General features: G+C 39.5%; 16 protein-coding genes and 1 riboswitch. Of the genes, 1 reads left to right on the top strand and 15 read right to left on the bottom strand.

Translation table 11 applies throughout. The features are described from left to right. Positions 1–185 precede the first annotated feature (185 nt). The 15 genes from P9M13_10885 to P9M13_10815 form a co-directional block, all read right to left on the bottom strand. On the bottom strand, positions 186–2,330 hold the full coding sequence (locus tag P9M13_10885; protein MDP8263790.1) for a TonB-dependent receptor: 2,145 nt from the start codon (positions 2,328–2,330) through the stop codon (positions 186–188). Positions 2,331–2,457: 127 nt separating this feature from the next. Next, positions 2,458–2,648, bottom strand: a riboswitch (cobalamin riboswitch). A gap of 191 nt (positions 2,649–2,839) precedes the next feature. Further along, positions 2,840–5,233 carry a glucosamine-6-phosphate deaminase gene (gene nagB, locus P9M13_10880; protein MDP8263789.1) on the bottom strand — a complete coding sequence of 798 codons (2,394 nt, stop codon included), beginning with the start codon at positions 5,231–5,233 and terminating at the stop codon, positions 2,840–2,842. Between the two features lie 14 nt (positions 5,234–5,247). Continuing rightward, the gene (locus P9M13_10875) at positions 5,248–5,964 is read right to left on the bottom strand and encodes a hypothetical protein (protein MDP8263788.1); all 717 of its coding nucleotides are present in this window, start codon (positions 5,962–5,964) and stop codon (positions 5,248–5,250) included. Positions 5,965–6,080: 116 nt separating this feature from the next. Continuing rightward, complete coding sequence (locus P9M13_10870) at positions 6,081–6,845, bottom strand: sulfite exporter TauE/SafE family protein (protein MDP8263787.1); 765 nt, start codon at positions 6,843–6,845, stop codon at positions 6,081–6,083. A 346-nt stretch (positions 6,846–7,191) separates the two neighbouring features. Beyond that, positions 7,192–8,118, bottom strand: a complete 927-nt coding sequence (gene fabD, locus P9M13_10865; GenBank protein MDP8263786.1) for an ACP S-malonyltransferase — start codon at positions 8,116–8,118, stop codon at positions 7,192–7,194. A gap of 33 nt (positions 8,119–8,151) precedes the next feature. Beyond that, the gene (locus P9M13_10860) at positions 8,152–8,772 is read right to left on the bottom strand and encodes a V-type ATP synthase subunit D (protein ID MDP8263785.1); all 621 of its coding nucleotides are present in this window, start codon (positions 8,770–8,772) and stop codon (positions 8,152–8,154) included. Positions 8,773–8,788: 16 nt separating this feature from the next. Continuing rightward, complete coding sequence (locus P9M13_10855; protein MDP8263784.1) at positions 8,789–10,162, bottom strand: V-type ATP synthase subunit B; 1,374 nt, start codon at positions 10,160–10,162, stop codon at positions 8,789–8,791. Continuing rightward, the gene (locus P9M13_10850; GenBank protein MDP8263783.1) at positions 10,155–11,918 is read right to left on the bottom strand and encodes a V-type ATP synthase subunit A; all 1,764 of its coding nucleotides are present in this window, start codon (positions 11,916–11,918) and stop codon (positions 10,155–10,157) included. The genes P9M13_10855 and P9M13_10850 overlap by 8 nt, the downstream gene beginning before the upstream one ends. A gap of 22 nt (positions 11,919–11,940) precedes the next feature. Beyond that, entirely contained in the window at positions 11,941–12,261 is a 321-nt protein-coding gene (locus P9M13_10845) for a V-type ATP synthase subunit F (protein MDP8263782.1), read from the bottom strand. Then, a complete protein-coding gene (locus P9M13_10840; GenBank protein MDP8263781.1) occupies positions 12,254–13,291 on the bottom strand; it encodes a V-type ATPase subunit in 1,038 nt (345 codons plus the stop codon). Before P9M13_10840 ends, P9M13_10845 begins: the two co-directional genes overlap by 8 nt. Positions 13,292–13,327: 36 nt before the next feature. Beyond that, positions 13,328–13,930 carry a V-type ATP synthase subunit E family protein gene (locus tag P9M13_10835; protein ID MDP8263780.1) on the bottom strand — a complete coding sequence of 201 codons (603 nt, stop codon included), beginning with the start codon at positions 13,928–13,930 and terminating at the stop codon, positions 13,328–13,330. Positions 13,931–13,932: 2 nt separating this feature from the next. Then, on the bottom strand, positions 13,933–14,409 hold the full coding sequence (locus P9M13_10830; protein ID MDP8263779.1) for a V-type ATP synthase subunit K: 477 nt from the start codon (positions 14,407–14,409) through the stop codon (positions 13,933–13,935). Positions 14,410–14,424: 15 nt separating this feature from the next. Then, positions 14,425–16,431, bottom strand: coding sequence for a V-type ATP synthase subunit I (locus P9M13_10825; protein MDP8263778.1), 2,007 nt, complete (start codon positions 16,429–16,431; stop codon positions 14,425–14,427). Continuing rightward, the gene (locus tag P9M13_10820) at positions 16,422–16,736 is read right to left on the bottom strand and encodes a hypothetical protein (protein ID MDP8263777.1); all 315 of its coding nucleotides are present in this window, start codon (positions 16,734–16,736) and stop codon (positions 16,422–16,424) included. The genes P9M13_10825 and P9M13_10820 overlap by 10 nt, the downstream gene beginning before the upstream one ends. A gap of 375 nt (positions 16,737–17,111) precedes the next feature. After that, complete coding sequence (locus tag P9M13_10815) at positions 17,112–17,366, bottom strand: hypothetical protein (GenBank protein ID MDP8263776.1); 255 nt, start codon at positions 17,364–17,366, stop codon at positions 17,112–17,114. A gap of 200 nt (positions 17,367–17,566) precedes the next feature. On the opposite strand from P9M13_10815, the gene fba reads away from it, so the two are divergent. After that, positions 17,567–18,493 carry a class II fructose-1,6-bisphosphate aldolase gene (gene fba, locus P9M13_10810; GenBank protein MDP8263775.1) on the top strand — a complete coding sequence of 309 codons (927 nt, stop codon included), beginning with the start codon at positions 17,567–17,569 and terminating at the stop codon, positions 18,491–18,493. The last annotated feature ends 378 nt before the right edge of the window (positions 18,494–18,871 follow it).

Genomic DNA, 18,871 nt, shown 5'->3' with positions numbered 1-18,871 from the left:
TAATACAGGGGTTCACGGCTCTTGTTTTCAACCTAGAAATCTCTTAGAGATTTCTTTGCTCTCATTAATTACGCTCATCCCCCCTAGATTTTCTCTGGTTTCACCCAGAGAAATCATAATACAGGGGGGATAGTTCGGCTATGTAAAATTCACCTGTCTTTTAGCAGGTGACTTTTACAGCCTCACTAAAACTCCACCTTAACACCAGCCTCAACATAAAACGGCATGATAGGATAGTTTCTGTCTAGAAACGCGGTACCAAACGATTCGCTCCCCTCATCGTTGAAGAGGTTTTTCATCAAGAAATATACATCTGCATGCTCAAGCAGTTCCTGACTTACTGTCAGATCTACGGTAAAGATCTTTCCTAACTTTTTTGTGAGCATTCCGACATTCGGCCAATTACTCCAATCAGAATAATAATTTACCCTGTCACCTCTAAAATTACCCACACAATCAACCTTCATTTTCCAGGGAAATACGTAACTCGCACCAAAATGTATCTGATGCTTGGGAATAAACGCTGCTCTTCTCCACACATTTTCTGTACGGGTAATAAGACCGTTACTGAACGTGATTTCAGAATTGACCTGTCGTGACCGATACCAGTTATACCCACAGTACAGTTTTAATTTTTCAATTGGTTTCCACGTCATTGCTAACTCTAACCCTACAAGACGCTGGCCATTCATATTCTGCGGTGTCCAGTTACCTGTTCTTGTATCAGGAAACCACTGTATCTTGTCCCGTATATACCATGCAACAATACCTGCATGCACATTTACTTTTTTGTCGCATAACTGCTGATCAATTCCCCACTCACCGCTATAGCCCTTTTCCGGCTGTAAGTCCCGATTACCGCCAACAGGCCAAAACAAATCATTGAATGTCGGAGCACGGAATGATTGCCCACCGCTAAACTTAAATTGGGTGGTAGGTGTTATGTGATAGACCAGTCCCGCAGACGGATTCCATTTACTGTGAAAATAGGTATGCCAATCATAACGAATAGCAGCCTGCACCCAGAGTTTTTCTCCGATCTGCCATTGATCTTGCAGCCACACACCGCGTTTTAAGACATGTGGTTTCCAATAACTCTCAGTCAGAATATCTCCTGTTCCGAGATTATATTGTTTTGTCCATGCACGCAATGATTCACGCCTGATATCTACTCCTGTTGAAAAGGTGTTCCCCTCAAACAGTTCCAAATCTACCTGAAAGTCAGTGCCAATAGCGTAGGTGTCAAAGGTATTGTCATTATCTACTGTTATTCCAACAAATGTAGTAGGATCAAGACCGGCAAAACGCTGATTTGACCGCAACTTTGAAAAATCATAATAAAACCTACTTGTGACACGTACCTTCTCGTGTGGATCAGCGGTTACTTTAAGCGCACTAAAAAAGTCCCTGCTTTTATTCCGATCAACATAAGATGTTATCTCGCTTGTCCCGTACTGTGCAGGAACACCTTCTTGTGGGCGAGGTCCCGGCACACCAATATTGTCCTGATGATAAATAAACGAGTAATCCATTTTAAAGGTGTCAAACGGTTCAAAAAAAGCGCTCGCTGAAACATTATATCCGCGGTAATCACCGTTTGTACGATATCCGTCTGTAGCGATATAGTTACCGGAAACATAATACCCGTACTTGCCTAAATTCCAACCGTGTTCACCGCTTTGATAAACGGTATTGTATCCGCCATAACTTGTCTTTGTACGTACCGTCGGTTTATCTGAAATCGGCTTTTTTGAAATGATGTTAATAACACCGCCTAACGCATTTGATCCGTACAGAGAACTGCCGGGTCCACGAATAATTTCTATCTGATCAACACTTTCAACCGGTAATTTGGAAAAATCAAAACCGCCATTATTAACACTGTTAATGGGTCGGCCGTCAATCATGTAGAGAGATTGGTTAGAATTCGTGCCGCGTATTGATATTGACGTGGGTGACCCCACACCTCCAAAGTTGCTAACACGCACATCGGATGATTGTCTCAGGACATCTTCGACACTTTTTACCAGTGGTGTTTCACAGTCCTTGGTCGAAATAACCGTACTGCGTTGTGGAACATCGGCAAGCGATTGCTCAACACGCGTCGCGGTAACAATAACCGGTGAAAGGACCGTTACGGTCTCTTTATTTTTTTCTGATTCAGCATTATTATTATCAATAGTTGTATCTTTTTCAGACACACTATCAATTATTTTACTATCTACTACTTCTTCAAGATATACTTCCTCAGCATACACTGAAAAACAAACACAAAATATTACAACAAGGCTAATACATAACATCCTGATTCTAAACCAACACTTCTCCATTACTCCATTCTCCTTCTTTTGGTCCTTACTGCAGCGATGGCAATAACCAAAAAAAACCCGGCTCCTCTTTAAGAGAAACCGGGCTTGATAACATTGTACCCGCGTATCACTCTTTGCTGCACGAAGAGTTACGCACACCCTTATTGACAGGTCTTCTGGCTCGCGGGTAAAACTTTCTACCTTCCCCTTCGCATAACACGAAAAGTGGCGGATCATTGATCCTTTCTACCCCGCTTACAGCAGCGGCACTGCTCCGGACTCTCACCGGATTCCCTAAACAATAAGGTTCTACTTTTTATTCACATTCACAATTTTAAAGAACGAGTGACACATACTAAGACATGATGTGGGGCGTGTCAATAATAATTATGCGGTCTTCGAGACACGTTTTTCGGTTTGCGCAATATTACACCGCTCTGATGACCAAAAAGGATTCTTTCGCAGTGCAAGATAGGGGTAATTACGCTATAACTAGCTGCAACCTAGTAGCTTAAAAGGAGTGTCCCGATTTATTGGTAGGTTCCTGGTTCTTGGCGTTGTCTCACCTGATAGGGATCTTCTCTCAAATCGCGGTCATACGTACTTCTGCCAGAGATCAGTTCATTAACAAGATCAAAGACAAATGTAGCAGGAAGAAATACAGACGGCACACCGGAAAATATGTCTTTTACTTTCACAGGAGCTGCAACATCAGCAATATCTTTAGGATGATGTAGTTGATATTCAGCTTGCGCAATATCAAAAAATTCTTCCTTGTACTTGTTTGATATGACAAAATTAACCATATAATTAAAATATTGCGGATGTGTTTGGCGGTAACGAGTATATATCTCTTTTGCGCTCGATATAGCATCCTGCGGTTCAAAAATGTATTTATTAAAGAACGCCGCTATCCTATCCTCATAATCTTCAAGAAATGACCAAAAACTAATATCAAAATCTATCACATGTTTAAAGGGAAGCCCACTCTCCTTCATATAAAATTGAGTTATGTCATCACCCATTTGGCCTTTGTCAAATTCGTACGCGAGATCCTTTATCCAATACAGCAAAAAATAATGCGCGTGTCCTCTTCTATTGAATCGCTGTTTGAGCGGGTTAAACGCCCCTTCACCAAAATTAAACGCTCTCAGATTAAGCTTTTGTGCCGGGTCTTCAATGAGTTGCCCGGCATCAAGAAGCACGACTTTCCCTTCCAGTGTCACGCCATACTGTTTTAAGTAATTATCATGCAGATACAAACCGCGTTTCAATATCTCATTATCAACATGTATCTTCTGACGGAGTAATTCAATAATTTCTTTTTTGTCACCGTTTTCAAACAATTCTCGCACCTTTTTCTCCAGTGATGGCATACGCCGCTGTATGATAGTGTTCTTCGCCCTGTATACCCTAAAATCAATAGTAATGGGCAATTCTTCTTCAACAATAGAAAAGTCAGCAACAAGATCACCTAACCGTTCCTTTGCCAACAGATAACCAGGATTGATCCCTTCATACGGGGCCATTTTCTGTTTACCAAAGTTATATTCAGAAACTATACCCCGTGGAATCTTAATAACATAGTCTATTTCTTCTCGGCTAAGCACGTCAAACTCATATGTTTTTCCTAACGATATAAAATCACTTTCAGAGAATTTTTTACCGGTCACATATTCTTTGAAATCGCTATACGTCAACTCACGCGGTTTCTCCTCATATATCGTCTCAGGTGATTGCATACCCTTATCTACTTCGTCATCCATTGCGATATATGTATCATATTCAGCTACTGAGAAGTTATGGAACACATCCTTGTATTTATTGCGCGCAATAAGCATTGCTATATGCCCAATATACTCGGGATGTTTTTCAGAAAGATCTAAGATCTCCACCCATGAACTGATCTGCACGCCCAACACATCGTTAAAGAACCGGACAATGTGGCGGTTATTGGCAGCGAAATCACCTGCATTAATATTGAGCCCAACAAAAGAATCATGAGGCAAGCCACTTTCTTTAACATAATACCCTGTAAGCTTTCTCCCCGCTTCAGGAGTAATCATAAAAATAACGTCAGGATGTTTTTGCAAAAATGACGCGGGAACATTTTCATTAGGAAGTTTTTCAAATGAATCTCTTATGGCATTGCTTTTACTCTCAGTTGTTGCAAGAAGAATTATTTTCTTTGCGTCAAGAATTGTCCCAATACCCGTTGAAAGCGCTGTTTTTGGGACTTTGGTCATATCATTATCAAAGAATCGTGCATTTGCTTTAATGGTACTCTCGTCAAGAGACACTTCACGCGTTCGAGAATCAATACGCGAGGGCGGTTCATTAAAACCAATATGGCCGTTCCCGCCAATACCCAAAATCTGTATATCTATTCCTCCCGCATCATGTATCATCTGTTCGTACATGCGACATTCTTTTTTCTTGTTACGCGCCATACCGTTTAAAATATGGATATTCTTTTTTCTGATACCTTTTCTGTTTGTTTTTCGGTTATATAACAGGTCATTAAATAAATTGTCATACATAAAATAGTGATAACTTTGATCGTGTTCTTTTGCAAGCCCGCAGTATTCATCAAGGTTAAACGTCACCACTTTTGAAAGGTCAATGTCTTCGGCTTTAATTATCTTTATGAGTTCCTTGTAGGTTTTAATGGGGGTGCTTCCGGTCGCAAGACCTAAAACAGTGTTTGGTTTCTCTTTTATATTATCGGCTATGATGCGTGCGGTACGTGCGGCAAGATCGTCTTCGTCGTGAGCAATAACGAGTAGTGGTCTTGTCTCTTCTTGTTTAAAGACCGTCTGAGGAGCCAATACATCCGTTTGAGCGCTAAAAGAAAACGAACAAAGGGCTACGAGAATTGCTGTAGTGAGGAACGCACTACTTATAAATCGTGTTTTCTTTAGCATATACAACCTCAACTCTACTGTGACGCATTGAAAATACTTTCCTGCTGCACGATTGCCTCAATATTTCCAAGCTCCGGCTTGGTCGCTTTATCAGCAAAGACACTATCGGTTAAAGCCTTCATAAACGCACGTGGAAATGCAGAACCCATATCTGCAATATGGGAAAGTTCGGATATGTACCGCTGGTAGATATCCGGAGACTTTCGTGACTCTTCTTCAAGAAGCGCTAAGGTATAGACAACATCGCCCTGCGTTAATATTTCTTCATCATCGACTCCCGCTTCGTGCAGGAGATCATGCGCTAAAGCGCTGCGCAAAATAATCTTTCTTATGGCATCATCTTTTATTTCTGAAAAAGCCGCATTCACTCCAATAAGCTCGTTTTGCATGTGATCTCCGACAAGCTTCGGTGATTTATCAAAATACGCAATAGTCGTTGATTTCCCATGAAAATCATCGATGCTCTTCATTAGCGGTTTCCCTCTTACAGTAATGATACTTTTTATAAATTCTCCGATCGCTTTTCTTCTTCGTGCAAAAAACGCTCTCGTATCGTTAGCGACATTATATATATCACTCCGCGCACCCATATTAAAATGGTAGAGCACCCTATAGATAGTCGCAATACCGACACCTCCAAACGTGCCTGCCATCAGAATCGGTAACGTCTGCGCAAACATACCTAATATGCTCGTTATTAACAGTTCAGCACCAAGTTTAGGATACCCCATAAAAATCGCTTTGTCAAGGTAGTGAGACTGCCCAAAATGGCGGATAGAAAAGGGATATAGACAAAAAAATCTCCCAACTCACGTGTTTTCTAAAGTTATGATCAGAGAGTTGTGAATTATAAAGAAATAAGCATCTTACCTAATGTAAGACAACCAAGAATAATCATTACAATTGCTATTGCAACTTTTACCTTTCTTTCTGTGAGTTTTTTTACGGTATGAACGGCCAGTGGAACAGAAATTATGGATCCTATCGTAAGACAGAGTGTTAAAGTCCAGTCTATATACGGTATTAGGAAAAAATACAGGATAATACCAACCAGACAGGTTACGCTCTCAGAAAGCGAAGTAATACCTATAGCGTTTTTTACTCCGATCCCAGAAAGGATCTGACCTCCCATAACCAGCGGGCCATAACCTCCTCCACTCATTCCTTTATTAAAAGAGGCAATTGTTCCAATTATTGTAATTTTTCTCCATGTGAACCGTGGTGGGTGATTGAATGTAACTAATATGAAAATGCCCATAGATAAAACAATAATGCCGATTAATATCTTGAGTATTTGGCCAGGGAGTTTTACGGCTAAGAGTACAGCTATAACAGTGCCTATAACGGCAAAAATCGAAAGGATCAGTGCTACGTGGGTATCTTTTGAAGAAGGATGAAAATTCACATTTTGTACTTTATGATGCAGAAATGCGGCAGTACCACCTGAGATAAATTCAGAAAAGAGTACTGCAGGAACAACCTGCAATGGTTCAAACCCCATGAGCAAGAGAATGGGTGTAAGACTTGTTCCATATCCCATGCCCAAACTTGAATCAATAAATTCACAAATAAAAGCTAAGGGTATAACAAATAATAGTATACTATTGTCCATGTTTCTCTCTATAAAAAAGCCCGGATCTATTTTTGGCTAAGGATATTAAGATGTCACCCATTAAAAGATACTTGTCAACAAAAAACACTCTCCCGCACCTCAGATAAGAATTATAGATGTTAAAAGTTCAATTTAAAAAATAAGTTTCCCTCAAACAACACAGTACCCGGAGCATTTTGACCGATTTAAGCATTTTTAGGTGATCCTGCAAATCGCCAAAAAATGCAGGCCGGAATGCGTCCTTATTATTTTAAATCACCCGATTACTTTGTAATGAAAACTTATCCATATAAAATCAAAATTTCTTAACATCTAAAATGTTAATACTATTTATTATATCAATAGCTTAGTGCTCAAAAGATTTCAATGTCATAACATTTCCCACATTTGTCACATCCAAAGAACGATTGATACTTCTGACCAATCCTTTGAGTACTCTTCCCGGACCAACTTCAAGATACTGCGCGCCTTGATAATCTTTTTCAAGCCGTTTTACGGTCTCATACCATCTGACAGAGCCCGTGATTTGTTCGATAAGGTTTCTTTTTACCATCTCCCCATCCGTTGCATACTCAGCGGTAACATTGCAGATAATCGGCACGGTTGGATTGGAAAACTCGCAGAGATCCAGCTCTTCTACCATCCTCTGTCGGGCTTCCTGCATAAGAGAACTATGCCAAGGACCGCTGACATTAAGAGGGATGACACGGACACCCTCGAGCTTCTCGACCTGCTCTGACACGTAACTGACTGCTTCAGATACACCGGATACAATGAGTTGTTCCTGTGTATTAAAATTAGCGATTCCTACCGCGCCGCTGCTTAGGCCGTCTGCCACAAGTTCTTCAACTTTCTCGCGCGGCAACCCAACAACCGCTATCATACTTCCAGGATTCTTATCTGCGGCTTTCTGCATATACTTCCCGCGCTTTTGTACAAGTTTAAGAACAGTGCTAAGATCAAGCACCCCGGCTGCAAAAACTGCAGAATATTCTCCTAGGCTGTGCCCGCACACAACACTGGGTGAAACACCATGCTCCTTAAGGAGCGTGAAAAGCGCGATATTTAATAGCGTAATTGCGGGTTGAACAATATCTGTTTTTGTGAGATCTTCGAGCGGCCCTTCAAAACAATATTTCTTTATATCAAAACCGAGTATGTTTTGGGCATCATCAAACACCTTTTTTACTGATCCGAATGCATCATACAGATCACGCCCCATACCCACTGATTGTGATCCCTGCCCAGGGAACAAAAAAACTTTGTCAGACATAATCTACTCCTTCATACTTTATTTACTTAAGCATCACTGTTGTTGTAGAAGCTCTTTTACTCTCATTAGTCGCACTAATGTTGATCGTTCAAGTTCAGATAATTTCATTTCAATATATTTTATTGTTTCTTCGATACTCGGTATGAGCACATATTCAAGCGCATTAACCCGCCGGCGTGTCTTCTCAAGTTCATCTGAAATAATGACAAAGGAAGCTTCAAGCTCTGCAAGTGCAATTAATTTTGGCAAAACATTCTTAAACACACGCGCAAAATTCCCCACCTCAAAAGACGTGTTTACCAAACTATAGATGTAGGGGTCAGGTAACGTTGTGATCTCATAATGCGGCGGAGTAAGATTCATAATTCTTTTTTTTGTATTGGTAAGTTCTAATCGTTTGTTTTGGAAATAATCAAAATTTTTATAGGTACTCTCAGGCAAAGACATCCCGATTTGCGCCGCAAGCTGAAATGATTTGACAAGTTCTTTTTCGACTTCTTTACGAGATTCTTCGAGATTATTCACAAGCAGCATAAACCTTCTCATAAGCTCTTCTTGTTTATCCCTTAAAAGCTTATGGCCTCTCAGGGCAAGGACATGCCGCTTTTTCAGCTTCATAAGCTCCATACGAGTTGGATTAACAGCTAATCTCATGTTACCTCTACCTCACTTAACCCTTTTTATAATATTTGGCAATATACTCAGGACGAATTCTCTTTAATTCCTGTTGAGGCATCATACTCAATAATGTCCACCCAATATTAAGCGTATCTTCAATGCTCCTGTCGTTATATTCACTTTGTTTAACAAATTCGTTTTCAAACTTAGTCGCAAAAGCCGAATACAACTTATCTATATCACTTAATGCAGCCTCACCCAAAATAACCGCAAGCTCTTTTGCTTCAACTCCCCGTGCATAACAGGCAAATAATTGGTTCAACACATCTGAGTGATCTTCACGGGTTTTTCCCTGCCCGATACCTTTATCTTTTAATCGCGATAATGAGGGTAAAACATCTATCGGCGGATAAATTCCTTTCCTGTGCAGTTGCCGAGAAATGATTATCTGTCCTTCAGTAATATATCCGGTTAAATCGGGAATAGGATGCGTTTTATCATCTTCCGGCATGGTTAAAACAGGGATCAATGTAATTGAACCCGCATTATCCTTAATTCTTCCTGCACGTTCATATATAGTGGCTAAATCTGTGTATAAATACCCCGGATATCCGCGTCTTCCCGGTATCTCTTTTCGCGCAGCCGATACTTCACGTAACGCCTCACAATACATAGTCATATCAGTTAATATAACTAATACGTGCATACCTTTTTCAAATGCGAGATATTCCGCACAGGTAAGCGCCATGCGCGGTGTCGCAATTCTTTCAATTGCAGGCTCATTAGCAAGATTCATAAAAAGGACTGCTCTTTCTATCGCCCCCGTATCTTTAAAATCATCAATAAAGAATTCTGCCTCTTCAAATGTTATACCCATTGCGCCAAAAACAACTGCAAAATTTTCATCTTTACCCAATACCTTTGCCTGCCGGGCAATTTGCGCGGCAATCTTTGAGTGCGGAAGACCAGTCCCGGAGAATATCGGCAACTTCTGTCCTCTTACCAAAGTATTTAATCCATCAATTGCAGATAGTCCTGTTTGAATAAATTCTGATGGATAATTTCGCGAACAGGGATTGATCGGGTTTCCATTGATATCAAGACTCTTTTCCGGGAGGATGTTCGGCCCATTGTCCTTTGGCCGTCCAAAACCATCAAAAACTCGCCCTACCATATCCATGGAAACATCAAGTTCTATCCCCCTTCCAAGAAAGCGCACCTTACTATTAAAAACATCTATCCCTCTGGTTCCCTCAAAAACCTGTACAAGCGCAATATCCGTAGATACCTCAAGAACTTTTCCCATACGGATCTTACCGTCTTGTGTTTCAATCTGAGCAATTTCACCGTATTTTACGCCTTCAATATCTTTTACAAATACCAGTGGTCCAACTATGCTTGATATTGTTAAATATTCTTTAAGCATTAACGCCTCCCAATTTCGATTCTATCTCTCGCTCTAAATCGACCGATATATTATCAATTCTATTTATATCCGCTTCTGGAATATATTTTGCACGAGCAATATCTTCTCTCACTTTTAACTGCGATACTTCGGCAAAACTCAATCCTTTTTCAAGCGCTGCTTTTGCGAGCGTATAATACGCCAATATTAAATGGAGGATTTTATATTGTTTCTGTATCGAGCTATGAGTATCAATTTCATGGAACGCATGCTGGTGCAGAAAATCTTCACGTATTGATCGTGTCGCTTCCAAGAGCAATCTATCCTGAAATGAAAGCGATTCAACACCGACAAGTTTTGCAATCTCCTCTAATTCTGATTCTTCCTGCAAGAGTCTCATAGCTTGTTTTCTCAGATCAACAAAGTCTTCAGCAATATTTTTCCGTACATAGTCTTCAAGATAATCATTATAGAGCGAATAGCTCATGAGCCAGTTAATCGCTGGAAAATGCCGTTTGTAAGCAAGCTTATCTTCCAACCCCCAGAATACTTTAACTACACGCAATGTTGCCTGAACAACAGGATCAGATAAATCTCCTCCTGGTGGTGATACTGCACCAATCACACTTAATGTCCCCACACGTTCATCTTTTCCACTGCATACAACTTTCCCCGCCCGTTCATAAAATTCCGCGATGCGAAAACCAAGATATGCAGGATACCCTTCTTCACCAGGCATTTCTTCTAATCGTCCGGAAATTTCACGCAAAGCTTCAGCCCATCGTGATGTTGAATCAGCCATGACCGCAACGCTGTAACCCATATCACGAAAATATTCCGCAATAGTAATACCGGTATATATACTTGCTTCACGTGCCGCTACAGGCATGTCAGATGTATTAGCTATTAATACGGTCCTCTTCACCAGTGGCTCACCACTTTTCGGGTCCTTGATCTCCGGAAATTCCATCAGTACATCGGTCATCTCATTTCCGCGTTCACCGCACCCAATGTACACTATAACGTCGGCATTGGCCCATTTTGCAATCTGGTGCTGTACCACAGTTTTTCCTGCTCCAAACGGACCGGGAATACATGCAGTCCCACCTTTAGCAACCGGAAAAAATGTATCAATAACACGTTGTCCGGTAAGAAGCGGTTCTGTTGGCATTAGCTTTTGGGCATATGGTCTTTGATTTCGTACCGGCCAGCGCTGTATCATATTGATCTCGGTATTTCCGGTATCAGTTTTTACCGTACACACAATCTGGTCAACGGTATAGTCACCTTCAGCAATTACCTCAACAGTCCCCTCCGCGTCAAGAGGAGCTAATATCTTATGATCTACGACTGTCGTCTCTTTTACAATACCGATTATATCGCCTGGTATGATGCGATCACCTTTTTTTACCGACGGTTCAAAATGCCATTTTCGAGATCGGTCAAGAGAAGGAACATCAACCCCACGCATGATCCTATCACCTGATTTTTCTTTTATAATGTCAAGTGGTCGCTGAATACCGTCGTAAATGGATTCTATAAGTCCCGGCCCCAACTCCACGCTTAATGGCTCTCCGATGAGGTACACAGGCTCTCCTGGTCCGAGTCCGCCTGTTTCTTCGTATACCTGTATCGATGCGACATCACCCTTAAGTTCAATAATTTCTCCAATGAGCCTCTCATCACTCACTCTTACAACATCATACATTCTCGCATCCTGCATTTGATCAGCGAGAACGAGTGGCCCGGAAACCTTGATAACTCTCCCTGCCTTCATATATTCTCCTTTACTTGAAACCCTATTCTTTAAAAAGCAAATCTGCACCTAATGCTTTTTCAGCAGCATTTTTCAAAATCATTTTACTAACAGCATTGTGTCCCGTATGATCAGGGATTACCATAACATAGGTATCACTTGATAGATTACATTCCATAATATAGGTATAGATATCACAGGCATATGTTTCCGTAATCATAATAAGCGTATAGTCTTTATTTTTTTTTACCGACTGAAGAATGGTTTTCGCATCAGCAGTGTGCGAAACACCAAACGTATCTATCCCAAATAAACCAAATACCGGCACTAACGTATCATTTCCTATAAGCGCAACCTTAGGCATATACCGACTCCAGTGAACGTTCAATAATATTTAAATTCTTTTTTAAATTAAATTGTTTTCCGGTAAATATTCTTCTCAAGTGTTTTACTTCATTTTCCTTGGCAAAAATATAACCGACAATCGGTTCAACGCCAAAGTGAAACGTTTTTGCTTCCTTATACAGATTCATGAGAAAATTATCAAACAGCATGTCTATACTTCCCGAAAAGATTCCCTTTTTTTCGAGATCAAACAAATTTTGAACAAGCTCATCATAATCAGTATTTGCAAAACGTTTAATAACCTCAGTTTCATTCTCACCGATTAACTGCACATAATAATCTCTATCATACATACCGCCATTTAAGAATATGCCTTCAAATTGATATTCGTCCCTAATAAACTTATTATTGATACGAAAGAGAGACTTAATGTTATAGGTGTCTATCATAGTGCTAAAAATAAAATTAAGAAACGGACTCTTCTCGCTTTTAAATGCTTCCTCGAGCAAACTAAAGAAAAAGGTGTCACATTGGATTTCTTTTCCTCTTACGCCTTTCATTTTTTCTAGTGACTGGGCAAATACGGACATTTTTTTATCCAACTTGTCATAATTACCCTCTTGTGTGCATTCTTTCAAAAGCGGCAGTCCGTAAAAACCGAGCTCAACATATTCAGGATCTCGCACACTTGTTTTTTGCGCCATATTTTGTAATATTTTAATGTTGATAATATCGTAACGGAGCATAAATGCTTTTGGTATCAGTGAATTTGGAACCAAAACAGAAAGAAGCTCATACATACGGCGTAACTGTTGAGTAAAGATTGGGGAACAACACATGCCTTCACGACACTTTTCAATATCATGGCGATAATCATAATTTTCTGAAAGGATCTTCAGCGCTTGGTTAAATGTATCCGCTTCTATCATTCTTTCATATGATGCACGCGAAACCAGGCGCGTCTCAAATATACGTATCCGTGCAACAGCACTTGTATACTGAGGATCTTTCCCGGAAGAACTTTTGACAAGAACAAGTGTATTATACATAGCGATTTTCTCTCAATCCATTACGCTTTTTCATTATTATTTCTCACCCCCAAACAAAATGGCGACAAGTTTTTCTTGCGCCTCTGTCCGTATCAATATGAGGAGTGTTTCGAGTGTGCAATCTATTCGTATACCTTTACCTCTTAAAATACACCCGTAATCTATTGATTCATCAACACCTATTGTTAAATCCCCTTTTTTACCTGATGGAAACAATGCATCATTGAGTGAAGCAATAAATGCTCCATCGAGCCGTTTCTTTTCATGAGAGGATACAAGCACTTCTTCATCTCCTGTCACGATCGCTTTAGTAAGAACATTTTTCATAAATTGGCAATATGTATCTTTTGGAAGTTCAACGAGCAGTTTTTTTGCCATAACAAACACATCTTGAATAACAGCCTGTTTTTCCTTCAAAATCTCGTTCCTCATAGTAATATCGCTTGATATGCGCGCGCTTTTCTTATGTTTTAGGATTTCACGTTCGGCTTTCTGCAAGATCTCATCACGTATGGCACTGGATTCTCCACGCGCATCTGCTTGAATCTTCGCTACATCTGCTTCTGCATTTTTTGTTATCTCTTGTGCTTTTATATTCGCATCAGAGATGATCTTTTCAGTGATATCTGTTAACGCCATAATTATACCTTTACCACTTGTAGTAATAATAAAAACGCTGCAACAAGACCAAGCACTGCATATATCTCTACAAACGCTGGAAGGATCAGTCCTTTTCCCAACTCTTCAGGACGTTTTGCCACTAATCCAACGGATGCAACAGCAACTTTTCCCTGATGTATCGATGAAATCATTTCTACAAATCCAACAGAAACACAGATAACAAATATCTGGAGACCTGTAGACAAATCAGGAATAATAATCGCGTCTGTTAAGAGTTTTAATTTGATAATCACCATAAAACCTATCAACAAACCGTAAAAACCCTGTGTTCCGGGCAACCCGACAAGCGGAATCATGCTGCCGAACTTATCCGGATCCTCAGTAATAACCCCTCCTGCTGCTTGTCCGGCAAGTCCCACGCCAATACTTGAGCCAATACCACCAAGCACAATAACTAATGCTGATCCAGCCAACGCAAATACAAGACCAAATTCCATCTTTTTACCCCCTCGCTATTTTTTGCTATTATTTGTAATAAACGTGTACCTGTTCTGAACTTGAAACGGCTTAAACTGTTTTCCTCCACCAATAAAAAATTTCGGAAAGAATTCTACATATTGCAACCTTCCAGAATGAATCAAAGCACTCAACACATTAATCGCAAGCGTAAAAACATGCCCCCCCAATAAAATAATGATGGTAAAAACAAATCCTACTAAAGGAATCATTGATCCGAACATAAATGCAATAACGTTACAGGTCATAGCCATAACACCGGTTACCATGCCAAGAGCCCATAAACGGGAATAACTCAAAACATCACTGATAAATCCCGATACAATCTGGTAAAGAATAAAGAAACCATTAAATAATTTCGCACCGATACCAGAAAAAGATCTTCCTGCTGTAAATACTATCGATAGGCATCCAATTATAAGCATAGTTGAGAAAAGAGAATAATGTTTCTTATTCAGTATTTCTAACACTATTAATATGCATCCTGTAAACCCTGCCATAAAAATCAGTATTGATAGTTGGTCCATAATACCATCAAGCATTTTTCTTTTTCTGACATTATTAAAAAAAGCAATTAAGTGGCCAACAACGAGCTGTATCATTCCAAGACAAAGTGCAATTACTAAAAGAGTCATAGGATCCTCATTTAAATCAAGAAGAGTAAAATGTTTTTGCACTTTTACAAGGGGATCAAACAGCGCCGGATAGTTTTCGGCTAAAATCACAATAAGATTCCCGAAAAATCCACCGGCAAGAAAGCCTATCACGGTTGTTGATATACCACAAAACACAAGCAGCATTAAAAATTTTTTCAGAATACCCTTTTTACGGACTTTCGACCATCCCCACCAACATACGAGGGTAAGAATAATACCGTATGCCATATCAGTGATACAAAAACCAAAAAAAACAAAAAAGAAAGGAGCAAGAAATGGTGTCGGATCAACCTCTCCGTATTTCGGAACTCCATAGGTACCCGTTACAAATTCAAACGGTTTTAAGATTCGATTATTTTCTAAATCAACAGGGATTTTCTCTTTTGGATCGGGATCGCGCACAATCATTTCACATTGACTAAATGTTGTTGAAAGATTTTTTTTTGTTACCGCAATGTCTCTTTGCCGTATCCACCCTTCAATCATACATGTTTTCTTGGTATTAACAAAGTTTTCCTCCGATTCAAGTCTGTTCTTAATGTTCAAATAATGATCATGCAAACACATAAGTCGAGACTTATACACCAGAAGATCTCCCATATCAGCGAGCACCGTTGCTTCCTCTGCTATGATGTTCAGATACTGCGCTTGCTGTTCCAAAAGATCATCTTTAATCGTCATCTTTGTTTCAAGCTGCACTTCATTGAAATTACATTTATTAAGTATTTCATTAAGTGTTTTTTTATCATTCTTCAGAAATGAAACAATGAGATAATGCATCTCTTTATCTCTCGAAACTTCTTCAACACACGTACAATAATTACTTGCAGTAAGCTCTTGGGAAAGACGAGGATAATCATTCTCATGGATCATTCCATAATTAATATGGGTGTACTTTAAATCTTTTTTGGCAGAGGGAATAAAAGAAAGTGTTTTCCAGGGAGCAAATCTAATGCGGATATCCGCTATTTTCTCTTTTCCTAATTCAATGTCTTTAAGAAGATTTTTCAGTCGAAGAAATTTTTCATATATCGTATCAAAATCAACTTTTTCATCTATAGACATAAATTCTTCACCGCTTAATTCAACCTTGTCGCTCACCAGACTTTCAAGTATTCCCTTATCAGGTTCATATGTGTGGAGAATTTTTATAACCTCATCTATTTTCGATAGCTTTAAACTAACCGCTTCTTTTCGCTTAAGATAATCTGTACGATCAATTTTTGATGCAACGTCACGAATATCTATAATATCAATGGTCCCAAGATGCTGAACCATCTCTAGCAATGCATCTCGTATCACATTATGCGAAAAAATTGATATTTTCTTTATTTTCGTTATTGCCATTTTTCCTCAATAGACTTAGCTACGTAGCGTGCGGCTTTTTCCATCCCCTCGAGAGAATTCTCTCTGATCTCGTTCTTCTTTTTCGCTATTTCTTCTTCCATTTCTTTTCGGTTTTGGGTTATCTCGCGGTCAGTATCCGCTACCATCTTCTCAGCATCACCTTGAGCAACTTTACGTGCGGATTGAATGCTCTTTTTTGCCTCCGAGTTAGCGCGCTGAGAACAATCTCTCGCATTATCATGGGCTTCCTGGATAATTATATCAGAACGATCTTCGGCTTCCTTAATTTTTTGAATAAGATCCATTGCTGTTCTCCATTATTGTATTAAAACTAGCTACACGTACACACACAACATCATGGTATTAGGAACGACAATTTGTGTGAAATATTCTTTCCACTTTATGGGAAAAATTTGCTTCTTTTTTCTATAAAGATAATCGATTTTTGCTAATATCTCAACAAAATTCGAACTCTATTATGTCATAATATGTAAACGAGCTACCGTAAATACATTACATAAAGAAAAAGGCGACTCGTTTTTACAGCGAACCGCCTTTACTTTTTGATGCACCTATTTTAATTAGTCAAATAAATAGCCTTCTTCACCATGTTGTGATATATCCAAACCTTCTTCTTCCTCCTCTTCAGTTACCCGTAGACCCATTATTTTATCAAGTACTTAAAGGATAATAACGGTAAGAGTCATATTATGCGGCGGCATCGGAACTTTTCCCCAACCTCTTCGTTTTCCAACTACTATTGCTGCCGCCAGTGCTGCCATACCAGAGCTGATATGAACAACGGTACCGCCGGCAAAATCGAGCACACCGAGTTTCCCCATCCAGCCGCCAATACCCCATACCCAGTGGCATATTGGGTCGTACACAAGTGTACACCACAGGAGTATAAAAACTATCAGGGTTTTAAATTTCATTCTTACCTCAATGCTTCACATAAAATATACGTAAATATCTGTAAAAGTCAGTCTTAAAATGCTTTACAGTCGTTTTTGCGTGGTAATAATATCATTTTTAATTTTTATATTGCATTTTTACTATGATTTATTTATAGTCATTTTTCTTTGGTACATTGTTTTATTAATTTCTAACATTTTTTAATAAAAGGAGTTTTTTTATGGCGCTTATATCCACACAAGATATTTTCAAAAAAGCGTATGATGGCGGATACGCTGTTGGCGCATTCAATGTCAATAATATGGAAATCGTTCAGGGTATTGTCGAAGCCGCCGCAGAGGAAAAAGCACCGCTTATCTTACAGGTATCAGCGGGTGCACGCAAATATGCACGGCATGAATACCTTATTCACCTTGTACAAGCAGCTATAGAATCTAGCGGTATTGACCTTGTTCTCCACCTTGATCACGGTGAAGACTATGAAATCTGCAAATCATGTGTAGATGGAGGATTCTCCTCTGTTATGATTGACGGGTCAAAACATTCATTTGAAGAAAATATCGCTCTTACCAAAAAAGTCGTTGAATATGCACACGATAAAGGCGTTGTTGTTGAAGCAGAGCTCGGAAAACTCGCTGGTGTAGAAGACGATATATCTGTATCAGAAAAAGATGCTATCTTCACGGATCCTGATCAGGCACAAGAGTTTGTTGAAAAATCTGGCTGTGACTCACTGGCAATCGCTATTGGAACAAGCCATGGTGCATATAAGTTTAAAGGCGCCGCACAGCTTGATTTCGAAAGATTACAGAAGATACAAGACAAACTCCCTGGATACCCTATTGTTCTTCACGGTGCATCAAGCGTCCCGCAAGACCTTGTCGCGGCATGTAACAAATATGGCGGAGAAATTCCTGGTGCTCAAGGCGTTCCTGAAGATATGATCTCTAAAGCAGCAAAGATGGGTGTCTGCAAGGTAAACATTGACACCGATTTGCGTCTTGCTATGACCGGAACAATTAGAAAGTGTTTTGCTGAAAACCCATCTGAATTTGATCCACGTAAATACTTGGGGCCAGCACGTGACGCTATTAAGAAAGTTGTTCAAAGAAAGCTGAAAGTACTTGGCTGTAACGGCAAAGCGTAACTTCGTTACTATTACTTAAGCGTGACTTAGAAAATAGCACCCTGATATTGAGGGGTGCTATTTTTTTATCCACACACCGCTACAAAAAGCGGACATCTTGACGTGCTACTAAAAAAATTACCCTCAAGCTCTTGACAAAACCATATTTATGGTATAAAATACTGATTAGATTGAGGGTATATATGAATTACTATAAAAAAATACTTACACATATCTTGACGATTGTTGTTATCACCTCCTTTACGACTAGTACAATGCCTTATGCAAAACGCATAAGTCTTTATATTTAAACAATTTATATAAATTGTTTTCTTGCAATTCCCTCCGTTTGTGATATGCTATAAGCATGTCAACCACAAGAACTTACAACAAAAACGG

Source organism: Candidatus Ancaeobacter aquaticus (genome assembly GCA_030765405.1).
Classification (GTDB): Bacteria; Auribacterota; Ancaeobacteria; order Ancaeobacterales; family Ancaeobacteraceae; genus Ancaeobacter; species Ancaeobacter aquaticus.
This window is presented reverse-complemented; position numbering and strand designations above follow the sequence as displayed.